Source organism: Spirillospora sp. NPDC047279, from assembly GCF_040643285.1.
Taxonomy (GTDB): domain Bacteria; phylum Actinomycetota; class Actinomycetes; order Streptosporangiales; family Streptosporangiaceae; genus Spirillospora.
Window position 1 is genome coordinate 47,561 of the sequence record NZ_JBEYUA010000033.1, and the last position, 14,970, is coordinate 62,530.

The 14,970-nt window shown below is 69.2% G+C and carries 5 protein-coding genes and 1 pseudogene; 5 read left to right on the forward strand and 1 reads right to left on the reverse strand.

Annotation, left to right across the window (positions count from 1 at the left end):
- Window positions 1–7 precede the first annotated feature (7 nt).
- From ABZ810_RS46410 to ABZ810_RS46425, 4 genes and pseudogenes are all read left to right on the forward strand, one after another.
- Window positions 8–844, forward strand: a complete 837-nt coding sequence (locus ABZ810_RS46410) for a hypothetical protein (protein ID WP_358414827.1) — start codon at window positions 8–10, stop codon at window positions 842–844.
- 236 nt (window positions 845–1,080) lie between these two features.
- Window positions 1,081–1,179 (forward strand): annotated as a pseudogene (locus ABZ810_RS46415) (winged helix-turn-helix domain-containing protein); the annotation flags it as partial.
- A 600-nt stretch (window positions 1,180–1,779) separates the two neighbouring features.
- Complete coding sequence (locus ABZ810_RS46420) at window positions 1,780–6,033, forward strand: LamG-like jellyroll fold domain-containing protein (protein ID WP_358414830.1); 4,254 nt, start codon at window positions 1,780–1,782, stop codon at window positions 6,031–6,033.
- A gap of 61 nt (window positions 6,034–6,094) precedes the next feature.
- Entirely contained in the window at window positions 6,095–12,169 is a 6,075-nt protein-coding gene (locus tag ABZ810_RS46425) for an RHS repeat-associated core domain-containing protein (RefSeq protein WP_358414833.1), read from the forward strand.
- 361 nt (window positions 12,170–12,530) lie between these two features.
- Here ABZ810_RS46425 and ABZ810_RS46430 read toward each other — a convergent pair whose 3' ends face one another.
- Window positions 12,531–13,403, reverse strand: a complete 873-nt coding sequence (locus ABZ810_RS46430) for a hypothetical protein (protein WP_358414836.1) — start codon at window positions 13,401–13,403, stop codon at window positions 12,531–12,533.
- Between the two features lie 790 nt (window positions 13,404–14,193).
- On the opposite strand from ABZ810_RS46430, the gene ABZ810_RS46435 reads away from it, so the two are divergent.
- Window positions 14,194–14,616 carry a hypothetical protein gene (locus ABZ810_RS46435; protein WP_358414839.1) on the forward strand — a complete coding sequence of 141 codons (423 nt, stop codon included), beginning with the start codon at window positions 14,194–14,196 and terminating at the stop codon, window positions 14,614–14,616.
- Window positions 14,617–14,970 lie beyond the last annotated feature (354 nt).

Genomic DNA, 14,970 nt, shown 5'->3' on the forward strand with positions numbered 1-14,970 from the left:
ACACCTTGTGAACCAACCGCGCCGGGAAGAAGAGCCCGCGATGGAAAGCTACGTCGCCGGGGCCGATGTTGACGCCTTTGCAGCCGCGAGGAACAGGTTCAACTATCTCCTCGGACAGCTCGCCCACCCGCAGACCCTGTCCTGGTCGCACGACCGTCTCGAAGACACCCTCGCTGAGCAGGGGCGTGAGCTGCTGCGGTTGATGCTGCAGGCGCATCTGGACCTGCGCGCCGAGCGTGAACAAGCCGCCGCCGGGCGCGCTCGCGCGGGCGGGGGCGGGCTGACCGGAGCCGACGGGGCCGAACGCCGCCGACTGGAGCCTGGGCATCACCGGTTGCTGGCCACGGTGTTCGGCACGGTGTTCGGCACGGTGTTCGGCACCCGCTGCGCCTGGCGCACCCCGGGAGCGGCCAACCTCTACCCAGCCGACGCGGCGTTGTCGCTGCCGGGCGGACGGCATTCGGCCGGCCTGGCCAGGCTGGCGGCCGCCGAAGCGGTGCGCGGCTCGTTCGACACCGCCCAAGAGGCGATCACCGCCCGGTGCGGGAACGTGGTCGGCAAGCGCCAACTCCTGGAGCTGGTGCGGCGGGCGGCGGGCGACATCGACGCCTCCCGCATGCCGGTCCCGCGCACCGCCGAGGAGCTGCTGATCGTCAGTGTTGACCAGAAGGGTGTGGTGATGCGGCCCGAGGCGTTGCGCCCGGTCACGGCCAAGGCCGCCGCCCGGGCCGCGCGCACCTTCCGCACCCGGCTGGCCGCCGGAGAGAAACCCGCCAGAAACGCATGGCCACCCTCGCAGCGGTTTACGACGCGGTCCCCTCGCCACGCCGCCCGCACGATGTGATCGCCGTCCCCGGCGGACGACACGGAACCAGACGGCCACGGGCCGGGCCACACGTGCGCCCTGGCCCTGCTGGCCGGACACACCGACCAGGTCACCACCACCACCCTGCACGCCCAAGCCGCCGCGCTCCCGACACACCGCCGCCACCAGATCGACGCGGCCATCCGCTACCTCAGCGGCCATACCGCGTTCCTGCGCTACGACCAGGCCCTGGAGAAGGGATGGACGACCAGCGCTGGACCCTGGCCCGGATCGCCGAGGTCATCAACGAGCGGTTTGGAGTGCGGTACACGCTGCGTGGTACGTCCTATCTGCTGCACTGGATCGGCTGGTCGCCACAGGTTCCCAAGCGCCGGGCCGTCGAGCGCGATGAGGAAGCGATCGCGGCCTGACCTTGGGAAGCAACGCCACCCTGCCGGACGAGCCGGAACGCGCGCTGGCACGCCGTCTGTCCGCGTTCCCCGGCGGCGCGACCCTCCGGTCGCTGGAGGCGGTCTGCCACGACGGCTCGTTGCACGCTGACGACGTCCTGTACGTGATCGGCTCCCTGATCGAGAAACGATCGTCCCGCTCGACGCGACCGGATGATAGAAGACCATCCGCGCGTACGCGGTCGCCAGACTCGCCGAGTCCGCCGACGACGTCACCGCACGCTTACCACCGTTCCCCTCGCCCTGACCGAGCAGAACGAGCCGCTGTCGCGCGCTGCGGAGCAGTTGCGCGCGATCGCGCTTCTCGGGGATGCCGGGGTCGGGTACGCGTTCGTTTCGCCGGACGGACGTGAGGGGCGCTTCCTCTGGCAATGCCACTGAGCCGATTCGCCTGTTCAGATGGGGTGCCGGACGCATGAAGCAGGCATGAAGCAGGCGTGAAGCCGCCCGAGGTCATGATCGACCCGCAGCGGAGGCTTGCCTCCCGGGGACGTGGGGTGGGAGATGCGGTTGCGAGCGGCGGACGGCGTGGTCGTCCGCAGCACGGTGGTCATGGTCACGGTCGCGGCCCTGCTCTCCGGGGCGTCCGGGGATGATCTGGCCGGCGGCGGCGCGGGCGCGGACAGCGGCGACACGGACGCGGTGGCGGCGAGCGCGACGTGGGCGAGCTCGGCTCCGACTTCGGCGGAGCGCCTCGCCCTGACACGGGCCCGCGAGACCGGCAAGCGGGTCGAGGTGAGGGCCAAGCGGACCGAGACGATGGAGGTGTACGCCGACCCCCGTGGCCACTTCACCGCTCAGCTGCATCCAGGCCCGGTACGGGTGCGGCAGGGCGGCGCGTGGACGCCGGTCGACGTCACCCTGACGCGGACGCCCGACGGCTCGGTCGCACCACGTGCGGTCTCGGAGCCACTGGTCTTCTCGGGCGGCGGGAAGGGACCGCTGGTACGGCTCGGCCGGGGCGAGCGCCATGTGGCGCTGCGCTGGCAGGGCCGGTTGCCGACGCCGGTGCTCAAGGGCTCCACGGCCACATATCCGGAAGTGATGCCGGGCGTGGATCTCAAGCTCACCGCGAACGCGACGGGCTTCAGCGAGGTGCTGGTCGTCAAGACCCGCAAGGCAGCGCGGAACCCGCGGCTGCGCAAGGTGCGCTTCGGCGTGGAGACGAACAAGCTGACCCTGCGGAAGAACGACGGCGGCGGGGCCGCCTTTGTCAGTGCCAAGGGCGAGACGGTCTTCTCGTCACAGGCCCCAGCGATGTGGGACGCCGGGTCGCGCGACGCGGTCGGTCGTTTCGACCTGGCCCGGGACGCGGTCAACGTCATCCCGGACCAGAAACTCCTCACCGACCCCGCCACGAAGTTCCCGGTGTCGATCGATCCGGATCTCAACATGCCCATGGCGGGCTGGGCCAAGGTGTTCCAGGGGAAGCCGGGCAACTCGTACTGGTACGGCGGCGGAGACGTCGAGAGCGGGGGTCCTTTCGATGGGCTGAACCTCGGCAAGGTCGGCCAGTGCTGGAACAACGGTTACTGCAACGGCATCGCGGCCGCCCGGACCTATGTCCAGTTCGACATCCGGAGCCTGCACGGCGCGAACATCATCAGCGTCCCGAACGTCACCTCCGGTGCGGAGTTCAACGCGCACGAGGTGTACGCACCGGCCTGTTCGGCTCCCGCCGGCCGGGAGTTCGGGATCAACCTCCACCACGCCAACCCCTTCGACTCCAGCCTCGACTGGGGCAACCAGAAGACGACGTTGTCCGGCGCCATCGGCGGACCGCGCAGGGTGATGCATGGATACGCCACGAGCGGGGACTGCGGTCCGGCGTGGATCGGCTGGGGCGTCGGTGACCAGGTGCGGTACTCCAACGCCCGCACGGATCGGGTCGCCTTCATGCTGCGCGGCACCAGTGAGTCCGACCAGTACGGCTGGAAGAAGTTCAACTCCTACCGCCTGCTGGTGCACTACAACTGGCCGCCCTCCGCGCCCACGAACCACGCCTGGACGGCGGGGACCATCAAGCGTTCGTGCAGCACCAACGAGAACAGCCCCCACTACATCAACAACGCCGCCGGTCCGATCACGCTGCGCGCCGTCGCGAGGGACAGGGACGGCGACCCGATGTGGACGCGGTTCGAGTGGTGGACGCGGCACGGGCAGATGATCAATGCTTCCGCGCACGGATATCAGGGCAACGGCACCGAGTTCTCGGCCACCATTCCGCAGGGGGCGCTCGCCCACGGACGCCAGATCTCCTGGCGGGCCCGCAGCGCCGACCAATACGGTGACGGGCCGTGGGGCCCGTCACCGTGGTGCCAGTTCGACATCGACAACCAGGCCCCCGGCACCCCGTCGGTCAGCCTTCCGTCAGGCACGCCGACGGTGGGCGCGCCGGTGACGTTCACCGCCTCCGCCGCGGCCGGGGACTCCGACGTCGTCGAGTACAGATACGGCCTCTCCCAGGGAGGCACCCAGTGCCGCACGACCCGCACCATGCGCGCGAACACCCTGGGCGGCAGCGCGACATTCCAGGTCACGCCGATGAAGCAGGGGCCCTGGGACGTGTGGGTGAGCGCCGTCGATCGGGCCAACAACGTGAGCCCGCAGTGCGTGCACTACCGGTTCGATGTGCGGCCGGGCCGGCTGGCCGTGGCGCACTGGCCGCTGGACGGGCGCTGGACCCAGACCGCCGTCCCCGACAGCGTCGGTTACCACGATGGCACCGTCATCGGGTCTTCACGGTGGACCCGGGGTCGGGTCGGTGACGCCCTGCGCTTCAACGGAAACGTCGACTCCCACGTCGCGCCGGGGGGCGGAGCCGCGGTGCGCACGGACCAGAGCTTCTCGGTTTCGGCTTGGGTGAGGCTCGCCCAGACCGGCGGCACGACCCGCATCGCGGTCTCGCAGACCGGCGATCGGATGCTCGCCTTCTCGCTCAGCTACATCGGCGAGCTCAACCGCTACGGCTTCCAGATGGTCACCAAGGACGCCGATGACGGACAGGCGGTGAACGTTGTGGCCGCCAGTCCGCCTCAGGTCGGTGTATGGACCCATCTCACCGGCGTCTACGACGTCACCACGAAGGAGATGGCGCTGTACGTGGACGGCGTTCCACAGGGCACCACCACGATGTCCACGCCGTGGGCGTCCGACTCGATCCAGTTGGGCCGGGGCAAGGCGCGCGGGGCCTTCGGGAACGCCTGGCCGGGCGACGTCGACGACGTACGGATGTACGATCGGGCGCTCAGCGACCTCCCGTACCTCGAAGCGGGAGACACCGCGGCCCGCAGTGAGATCGACCGCCTGGCGGCCTCCCCCGTCGCGGAGGCGCACTACCCGCTGGACGAGCCTTCGGGCGACCGCGCCGGCGACGTCTCGGGACACTACCGCACCGCCGCCCTGACGGGCGCGACGTGGGTCCCGGGCAAGGTCGGCGGGGCGGTCCGTTTCACCGACGGCCAAGGGCTGACCAGTGGCCCGGCGGTGCGCACCGACTCCAGCTTCACCGTCACAGCGATGGTCAGGACCGACGTGCTGGACGACGAGCGGACCGCCGTGAGCCAGGAGGGCGCCCTGCACAGCGGCTTCTACCTCCATCAGGCCAAGGTCGGAAACGTCCACCGATGGGTCTTCCACATGGTCGCCACGCCGGACAAGACCGAGCCGGACACGACCTACGTGGCGGCGACCGGGGCCGGGACCGCGCCCGTCACGGGGGAGTGGACCGCCCTCGCCGGGGTCTACGACGCGCAGAAGAGAGAGATCCGTATCTACGTCAACGGCGCGCTCGCGGGCTCGGCGCCGTTCACCTCGACCTGGAACGCCACGGGCCCGCTCGTCATCGGCCGGGCGAAGCTCAAGGGGCAGCCGGTCGCCCCCTGGCGGGGGTCGATCGACGAGGTCCACCTCTACAACGGTGTGCTGCCCGACCCGGCGATCGCTGAGCTCAGCGGTCAGACGGAGCCGGAGCCACCTTCGCTCTTCGCGGGTTCCTTCACGCAGTTCAGCGGGAACGGCGTCGGCCGCTACACCGGACCGGGCCCGGTGCCGCCGGGATACCACCTTGAGGGTTCGCGCGGTTTCACAGCGCCGGAGGGCGCGCCGAACACCCGGCCGGTCTACTCCTGCCGCTACTCCGGCGGGTTCTTCCTCGCCCTCTCGGTCGGCTGCGAGGGCCGGGAGCTCCTCGGCCAGGCCGGGTGGCTGTACGCGAGTCCGCCGTCCGGGGGCGTCCCGACCGCGCCGGTCTACCGGTGCGCGGTCGTGGGGAGCGGGGACCACTATCTCTCCCACCGGGACGACTGCGAGAGCACCCCGGACCGGGTGCGCACCGAAGGGCTGCTCGGCTACGTCCGTATGCTCGCGCCCCTCATCCGCCATCGGGGCCCGGACGGAGAGCACTGGGCCAGCACGCACGGCCAACAGCTGCCGACCGGCTACCAGGCCGAGAGAGCGTTGGGCTACCTGGCGCTGACCGATCCGGGGGACGAGGCGTTGCGGCTGCGGATGTGCGAGGTCAGCGACCCCGAGACGTTCGACGAGTTCCTGTCCACCGACCCTGACTGCGACGGCGAGCGAGACCTGGGCGCCTGGCCCGTGGGCTGGCTCTGGCCCGCACCGCCCACCGGCTTGGCGAGCCGGCAGCTGTTCGCCTGCCGTGGGGACGACGGCGAGCGGTTCGAGTCGCTCGACCGCTTCTGCGAGGGGAACGCCGAACCCGGTCTCCCGCTCGGCTACGTGATCTCCTCACCCTGAAGGAACGTCCGCCATGTTCATGCGTCGCTTTTCAGCTCTGAGCGCTGGTGTGGCCCTCGTCATGGGGGCGGTCACGGGTGTGCACGCGGCGCCCGCCGGGGCGGCGGCGACGTGGCCGCCGATCAAGCCCGCGGCGCCGCACCTGGCCAAGACCACCAAGGTGCCGGTCAAGCCGCGGCCGGTCGACAGAACCGCCGAGGCCGCGGAGGCCTGGCGGCCGACGGTGTCCTGGCCATCCGCGGGCAAGGCGGAGGCGAAACCGCCCTCGGCTCGATCCGCCGCGCCTGAACGGGCAGGCGGGCTCCCGGTATGGGTGGGTGCCGCCGCTGTACCGGCCGGGACGGACGGCGCGGCGAAGGCCGGGCCGCCCGCCGAGGTGGGGGTGGAACTGGTCGACCATGCGGGCGCGGTCAAGCAGGGCGTTGACGGGCTCATCCTCAAGCTGAGGCGTACGGACGGGAACGCCGAGGCCGGTCGCGTGTCCCTCACCGTTGATTACTCGTCGTTCCGCTACGCCTATGGCGGGGACTGGGCGGCCAGGCTCCGGCTGGTCGAGCTACGCGAGGGCTCGGCGGCGAAGGTCCTGAAGACGAAGAACGACGTCAAGGCGGGGAAGGCCACCGCTGACGCGGCGGTGACAGGGGAGGGCGCGACCTTCGCTCTCGCCGCCGAGCCCAACGGAGAGACGGGCGACTATCGGGCGACGTCGCTGTCACCGGCCGGCACGTGGGCGGTGTCGACTCAGTCCGGCGACTTCACCTACTCCTACCCGCTGCGGTTCCCGGCCGCGCCCGGCGAGTTGAAGCCCGACCTGTCGTTGTCGTACTCGTCCGGGGCGGTGGACGGGCGGACCGCGGCGACCAACAACCAGACCTCGGTGCTCGGAGAGGGCTGGACCATGTGGCCGGGGTCGATCGAGCGCTCCTACAAGGGCTGCGCCGACGACGTCGCCGCGACGGAGAGGAAGACGGGCGACCTGTGCTGGGAGCTCGACAACGCGACGATGAGCTTCGGCGGGCGCTCGACGCCGCTGGTGTACGCGGGCAAGAGCAGCGACGGCGTGCTCCGGTGGCGGCCGGAGAGCGACGACGGCTCGCGGGTCGAGCGGTTCACCGGTGCGTCCAACGGCGACAAGGGCGGCACGGAAGGGGCCGGTGAGTACTGGAAGGTCACGACGACCGACGGCACCCAGTACTTCTTCGGCCAGAACTCCTCGTCGGCGTGGACGGTGCCGGTCTACGGCAACGAGTCGGGCGAGCCGTGCCACGCGTCCACGTTCGACGCGTCGTGGTGCAACCAGGCCTACCGGTGGAACCTCGACAAGGTCGTCGACACCCACGGCAACGTCATGACGTACTCCTACACGACCGAGACCAACAACTACGGCCGCAACCTCGACGGCGCGAAGACCACCAAGTACGTGCGCGGCGGCGTGCTGGACCGCATCGACTACGGCGGACGGGCCGGGGAGCACGCGACCGCCGCCGTGGTCTTCGACCACGCCGAGCGCGGCGGCTCCGACGTCCCGACCGACCAGGCGTGCGCCGACGGGCAGAACTGCGGGACAAAGTACTTCCCGACGTTCTGGACGACCAAGCGGCTGGCCAAGGTCACCACCCAGGTGTGGAAGGGCGGGGCGTTCACCGACGTCGACCGGTGGACGTTCGAGCACAGCCACCCGGCCAACACCGACGGCACCACGCCGTCGCTGTGGCTGGCCGCCATCACCCACACCGGGCTCGCCGCAGGGCCGAACGTCGTCGGCCAGGCCGTCTCGCTGCCGAAGGTGACCTTCGGCGGCGTCCAGAAGCCCAACCGCCTCAACTCCGACACCGACGGCCTGCTGCCGATGAACAAATGGCGGATCGCCACGGTCAACAACGAGTCCGGCGGCACGGTGGAGGTCCACTACCTCGACACCGACTGCGTCCCGGCCTCGAAGCCGGACCCGAAGGCCAACACCAGCCGCTGCTACCCGGTGATCTGGACGCCGGACGAACACGTCCAGGTGAACGACTGGATGAACAAGTACGTCGTGCAGTCGATCTCGCAGCTCGACCGGGTGGGCGGGCAGCAGACCGAGAAGACCGCCTACGAGTACGTCGGCGGCACCGCCTGGCGTCAGGACGACAATCCGCTGATCCCGGAGAAGCTGCGGACCTGGTCCCAGTACCGGGGCTACGAGAAGGTGCACGTCAAGCACGGCGACCCGTCGAAGGGCACCCAGTCCTCGACGCTGTACCAATACTTCCGGGGAATGGACGGCGCGACGGTGGACGGCATCGCCGACACCGACCCGCTCGCCGGATTCCTCCGCAAGGAGATCACTTACGAGGGCGCCGGTGGGCCGGTGCTGACGACGGTCGTCCATAGGCCGTGGAAGCTGGGCCCGACCGCGACCCACGGCACGTTGAAGGCCTACGTCGTCAAGCCCGATAACACGACGACCCGGGAAACGCTGAAGGCCGGTGGCACACGTACCAGCGAGGTGAACACCAGGTACAACGACCAGGGCCTGCCCGTACAGGTGAACGATCGTGGTGATCTCGCCGTCGCCACCGACGACCGGTGTACGACGACCGCGTACGCCCGCAACGAAGGAAGCTGGCTGCTCGACCTGCCGTCCGAGGTGCGGACCGACGGCGTCGCCTGCGGCACCACGCCTTCCTATCCGCGTGATGCGATCTCCCATACCCGCACGTCCTATGACGGGCGTGCCCTGGGCGCCGCACCCACCGCAGGCAACGCGACCCGGATCGAGGAGCTCAAGGACTACGTGGACGGCAAGGCCACGCACATCCCGAGCACCCGCACCACCTATGACGCCTACGGCCGTCCGCTGACCGTCGCCGATGTCCTCGACCGCACGACCACGACGAGCTACGAGCCGAGGACCGGCTTGCCCACGGCCGTGACGGTCACCAATCCGAAGAGGCACGTCACCACGACCACGCACGATCTCGTGCTCGGGCAGCCCGTCCAGGCCACCGATCCCAACGGGCGGCGCACCGACATGACCTACGACGCGCTGGGCAGGTTGATCGGGGTTTGGCTGCCCGGACGCGACAAGGGCAGGGGCGACACTCCGAACAACAGGTACGCCTACGAAGTGCGCTCCAACGGGCCGAGCTGGGTGTCGACCGCGGCCCTCAAGGCGAACGGCAACACGACGACGAGCTACGCGCTGTTCGATGGGTTCCTACGTCCCCGCCAGAAACAGGCATGGGGACCTGGGCCTGCGGGTGAAGGGCCGTTGCGGGTGCTCACCGACACGCTGTACGACTCCCGAGGGCTGACGTTCCAGGCCAACGGACCGTACGCCGACACCGGCACCCCCGGCACCGCGCTCGCCGGAGTCGATGACACCGAGGTGACGGCGATGACCCGCACCACCTACGACGGAGCGGAACGGCCCACGGTGACGTCCGTCCGGTCCCTCGGCAACGAGTTGTTCAGCACCACGACGAAGTACTTCGGAGACCATGTCGAGGTCACCCCACCCAGGGGGGCCGTCCCCGTCGCCTCCTATACCGACGTCCATGGCCGGGTGACCGAAAAGCAGCAGTTCTATGCCGCCGCCACCCCGACCGGCGACTCCACCACCACCAGGTACACCTACGAGAAGGCGGGACGTCTCGCCACGGTCACCGACACCGCGGGCAACACCTGGCGGTACGACTACGACCTGCTCGGCCGCCAGAAGAGCGTCTCCGACCCCGACCGGGGTGTCAGCACCCTGACCTATGACGACGCCGGTCAGCTCGCCAAGGCCAAGGACGCGCGGGGCGAGACCCTCGCCTACCGGTACGACGAGCTCGGCCGCAAGATCGGGGAGTTCCGGGACGACGTCGCCGGGACGCAGCTCGCGTCGTGGACCTACGACTCGCTTCTCAAAGGGCAGCTCACCTCGTCCACCCGCCATGTCGGCGGCGACAACCACACCACCGAGATCACTGGCTACGACGCCGCCGACCGGCCCACAGGAAGGAAGCTCACGCTGCCCGCGGGCATGAGCCCGCTGGACGGCGAGTACGTCACGACGACAACGTACAAGGCCGACGGAAGCCCTGCGACGGTCACGTTGCCCGCCCTGCCGGGCAACAGCCAGGAGACGCTCACCTACAGCTACGACAGCCTCGGCCTTCCCTACGCGATGAAGGGCAAGGACCCGTACGTGGTGGACGCCGCGTACTCGGAGTTCGGCGAGCTGTCCCAGTTCCTCTCCGGTGCCGCCGACCGCCAGGTCGCGCAGACCTTCTACTTCGAGCGGGGCACCCGGCGGCTCTCCGAAAGCGTCGTCCACAGCCGGGGAGGCCCGGCCGGGAGCGTGCAGGATCTGAAGTACGGCTACGACCAGGCGGGCAACGTCACCTCGATCGCCGACCGGCCGGAGGTCGGCAGCGCCGACATGGAGTGCTTCGCCTATGACGGGCTCCGGCGGCTTACCCACGCCTGGACCACCACGGCCACCGCGTGCGGCTCGCCTGGAGGCGGCGTCGGCGGCCCGGCCCCGTACTGGACGACCTACAGCTACGACGCCATCGGGAACCGGCTCACCGAGACCGATCACGCCGCGGGCTCGGCGGCGACCGCTCGCACCGTGGGCCGCCGATATGCCTACCCGGCCGCCGGCAAGGCGCGGCCCCACGGCGTCACCTCGATCAGCGGCGGAACCCGGACGGCCGCGGCCACCTCGGCCGCCTACGCGTACGACGCCGCGGGCAACACGATCAGCCGCCCCGGTCCCTCGGGTCCGCAGACCCTCACCTGGACCCCGCACGGCAAGCTGGAGACCGTCACCTCCGGGTCGGCCAAGACCACCAACCGCTACGATGCCGAGCTCAACCAGGTCGCCACCACGGACGACACCGGCGTCACAGTCCACTTCGGCGCCGACGACATCCGCTACGACAAGTCCACCGGCCGGTTCAGCAGCACCCGCTACTACCAATTCGGGGGCGGGCCGATCGGCGTTCGCGGGCCTGGCGGGCTGAAGTGGCTCGCGCACGATCACCATGGCACCGACCGGCTCACGGTCAACGCCGCCGACTCCGTGACGGCCCTCCGCCGCACCGACCCGTTCGGCAACCCCCGCGCGGCCCAGCCCGCCTGGACGGGCTCGCGCGGCTTCGTCGGCGGAATTCAGCAGCCGACCGGCCTCACGCGGCTCGGCGCCCGCGACTACGACCCCGACCTGGGCAGGTTCCTGTCCGTCGACCCGATCGTCGACTCCCAGGACCCGCAGCAGCTCAACGCCTACGCGTACGCGGCCAACAACCCCACCACCATGACCGACCCCGACGGCCTGAAGTACTTCCTCGACAACGACGGCCCGACGACGGCCCCTGGCGCGGCCGCCGCCAAGAACCGAAGCAAGTACGACTACAATCGTCAGCTTCACCGCGCCGCCGAGCGGGCCAGGACCTGGAGATACACCCCCAAGTTCTGCACGTCGGGATATGGCGCGTTCTACAGCGGCTGTAAGGCAAAGCCGTTCAAGATGCCGTACGACCCCAGGGCTAACCCCTTCCATCCACCCGAGGTCATCGACCCCACGGTCGGCCGGGCCGCGCAGCACGACTGGAACGGCGGTGGCGGGTCCCGCGGCCACATCGGGGGCCACAACTCCGACCGCGTCATCCCCGACTGGACACGGCGTCGCTTCGAGGTGGTCAACGACCTGTTCAACAAGGCGACCGGACGGGTGTCCCCCCTCATCGGGATCTCGGGCGGGCCCGCGTTCCAGTCGGGCTCCCTCTGCGGGCAAACGAGCGTCGGTGCGCTCCTCACAGTCGGAGCCCAGGCATGTGTCAACTGGGACTCGGTCGGCGTCTCGATGAGCATGCAGGGGAAGGGCGGCCTCGAATTCGGCGCCGGAGCCGATCTCACCGTCGTCCTTCGCCTCAACACGCAGAACGCCGAGGAGACCGGAGGAGGGATCGGTGTCTCCGCCGCGGTGGCGCCGAAGCTCATTGTCGGCGTCGGGGGCGGAGCCAAAGCAGAAGTGGCATTGGACTTTCTGAGCGGAAAGTGGAGTGGGTCGGTCAGCTACGAGATCGGAGTCGGAGGCAAGGTGAGCCTGGGTGAACTGTCCCTCACCTCGGGAGTGAACTCCGGCTATCTCTTCGAGTGGTGAGACACCGCGCTGTGCTGAACCTGCTCTCCGGCGCCCGATGGGACCGGGGAGCAGGCTCAGACTGTTTGCGGACGCCTCGCACCTCCAGGTCCGCCGACTAGGTCATCCTGAGTTTCGCCCGGTGGGCCGGGAGGAGGGCAGGTCCGGGCGAAGCTTGCTGGAGACCGACCAAAGTTGCTCGAAGTGTCCGACTGAACAACGGACGAACTCGGGGTCATCGATCCGGAACCCCTTGAGGTGCTGGACGGCTCCGGAGGCGAAAGCGAGCAGGACGACTGCGTCGTCGAAGATTGCCATGGTGACAGCGTCGATTCCGAGCAGCCAGTGAGCCTTTTCCAGCAGCCTCGAAGAGGGTTTTCTGTTAGCTTTCGGGTTCTTTGATGATGAAGAGTCCTTTTTGGGGTTCGGTGGCGAGGTCTCGGCCGACGAGGCGTTTAAGTTTGGCGCGGATGCCTTCGACGGTGTTTTTGCTGGTGGGGTCGTGTCCGAGGGCTGCGGCTATGTCTTTGGGGTGCAGGCCGTGGGGGTGGCCGGCCAGGAGGGCGAGGATCTCGGAGTAGCCGGGTGGGAGCTGGAGCTCGGCGGCTGGTTCGGGGCCGTGGGGCTGGGGCCGGGTGATGGCCAGCAGCGTCTGGCGGGTGACCTCGAGGTGGTCCAGGAGCTGCCGGGAGTGCGCGTCAGCGAAATAAGCTTCCGCCTCCGCTACTTGTCCGATGCCACCATGAAGGGTGCCCAGGCTCGCTGATGCTTGGGCCGCCGTCTGGTGCTCACCGATGTCGGCGGCAAGGCGGGCACAATCAGCGAAATGCTCGACGGCTTGATGCAGCTCTGCTCGTTCGGTGGCCTGCTGACCGAGCTGGAGCAACGCGCGAATCTCTCCGTGGACATCCCCCATCTCCCGGTAGACGACCAGAGCAGCCTCGACGGGCTGAGCGGGAACACCGGCTGGACGCTCCTGCTCAGGGATACTCGCGAGCTCCATCAGCGCCATGGCTTCCCCGCCCCCGTCGCCGATCGCCCGCGCCCGGACGAGGTCCGCGAGGATCTCCTGCGCGGCGTCTGCCAGGCGGCCACCGCGGCGTAGCACTGCGGCGAGCGCCTGGCGGTCGTGAAGGCTGGGATGATCTGCGGCTTCGCGAAGCCTTCTGCTGTCGCGCATGTACCGCTCGGCCCGCTCAAGTCTGCCAACAATGAGATTGGCCTGCCCGAGGCTGTGCAAGGCGTGTGAGAGCATCTCTCGATCATCGACCGAACGCCAGAATCGCAGGGCCGCAGCGGAGGTGAGGGATCGCCGCTCATTACCAACAGGACCAGCGCGGGCCGGGCGGGCGCCACGCACCGTGCGGACACCACCACAAGCGAACGACGTTCGTAGATCAACAACCGAAAGATCAATTACTGGAGGTCTCCACGGTTCGGGGGTATGGCCACAAGGGCCTTCGGCACGTCCTGACCGCTCCGGCCGGAGGCTCATCGAGTCCATGGTCCACATGGGTCGTTGGGGGGACTCCCAACGGCACGTGTTCATGGGCGAGACGGGTCTGGTTCCCGTTGCGGGAGGCGGGTGAGGCGGTCTTTTCTGCGGTTCTCGCGGATGATCCAGGCGACGTCGCGGTCGGTGGCGGGCAGGGCCAGGAAGGTGGGGAGGCCGGTGTCGGGGTCTGCAGCCACGGCGACGCTCCAGCGGTAGCGGAGGACGCGGGCGATGGGACGGGCGTCGGGGGTGAGACGGCCAGGTCGCAGGTCAGTCGGGCGCAGAGGTTAGCCGGGCGTCCCGGGGCGCTTTAGGCATCGGCTCCTGGCATGGTGGAGTTGACCGGTGTGGGCGGCATCGCGAGGAGTCGCCAGCGGTCAGGATGCGGTTCAGGGCAATCGACCTGGCCGCTCCAGCCGAGTGGCCGGGTCGGGTCATCAGGGTGCGGCCACCCGCGTTTCGGCGTTGTATCGATCTCGGAGCCCCTGCCCGGCTCTCCAGATCCTGCAGGCAGGGGATCAGAGAGTAGTCCACCAACGAAGGAGGACACGTGACCCGCGAACCAGGTAGCAGACTCGCGGCGGCGGCCCTTTCGGTGGTGGCCCTGGCCACCACCGTCTTGGCGACCGCGTCTCCGGCGTCCGCGGCGGGCATTTCCTGTGACATCCCGCGGTACGCGGGTCAATGGTCCTGCAGGACAGGCAATCTCGGTGTGACCAACCTGCATCAGATCACGGTCACCGCCAGGTTCGGCCCGGTGGATTCGCCCCCGGCCGAGGTAGTGATCTGCTGGGTGTACGACACCGACAGCCGAGTCAACGTTGGCATGGTCACCGCCACCCGTTGGGCGCCCACACGGCAACAAACCATCCCCGGCCTCTACAACCGGTACTTCGCCTCCTGCACCAAGGTGAACACCAACGGGACCGTCGACAGCCGTGGAGGCGGAGGCGGCGACCTGTGGAACGACTGACCCACACCGGAGACGGCAAGATCACCGAGTTCGAGCTCCACCCGTTCCTCCGCGCTTGACCCTGACCTCATCACGGCGGACCAGGCGTACCAGCCCCGTCCCCTGCGGAGTGACCCTGAGCGGGATCCAGCTGCGGGACGCCGAGGGGACCGTACGGTTTACGGGACAGAGCCGTTAACTGGACAGCCCCGATCGCGCACGGCTCCGCCGATGTGAGACGCCTCAAGGAATCCGAACAGCACCGCTCGTGGCCGCCTCCGGCGGGGGTATCTCTCCAAGTGTGGAAAGTGATCTTGCTGGGAAGTGAGTGATCTGGGCCGATGGTCCACTTCTTCGGGGGGAAGCATCATCATG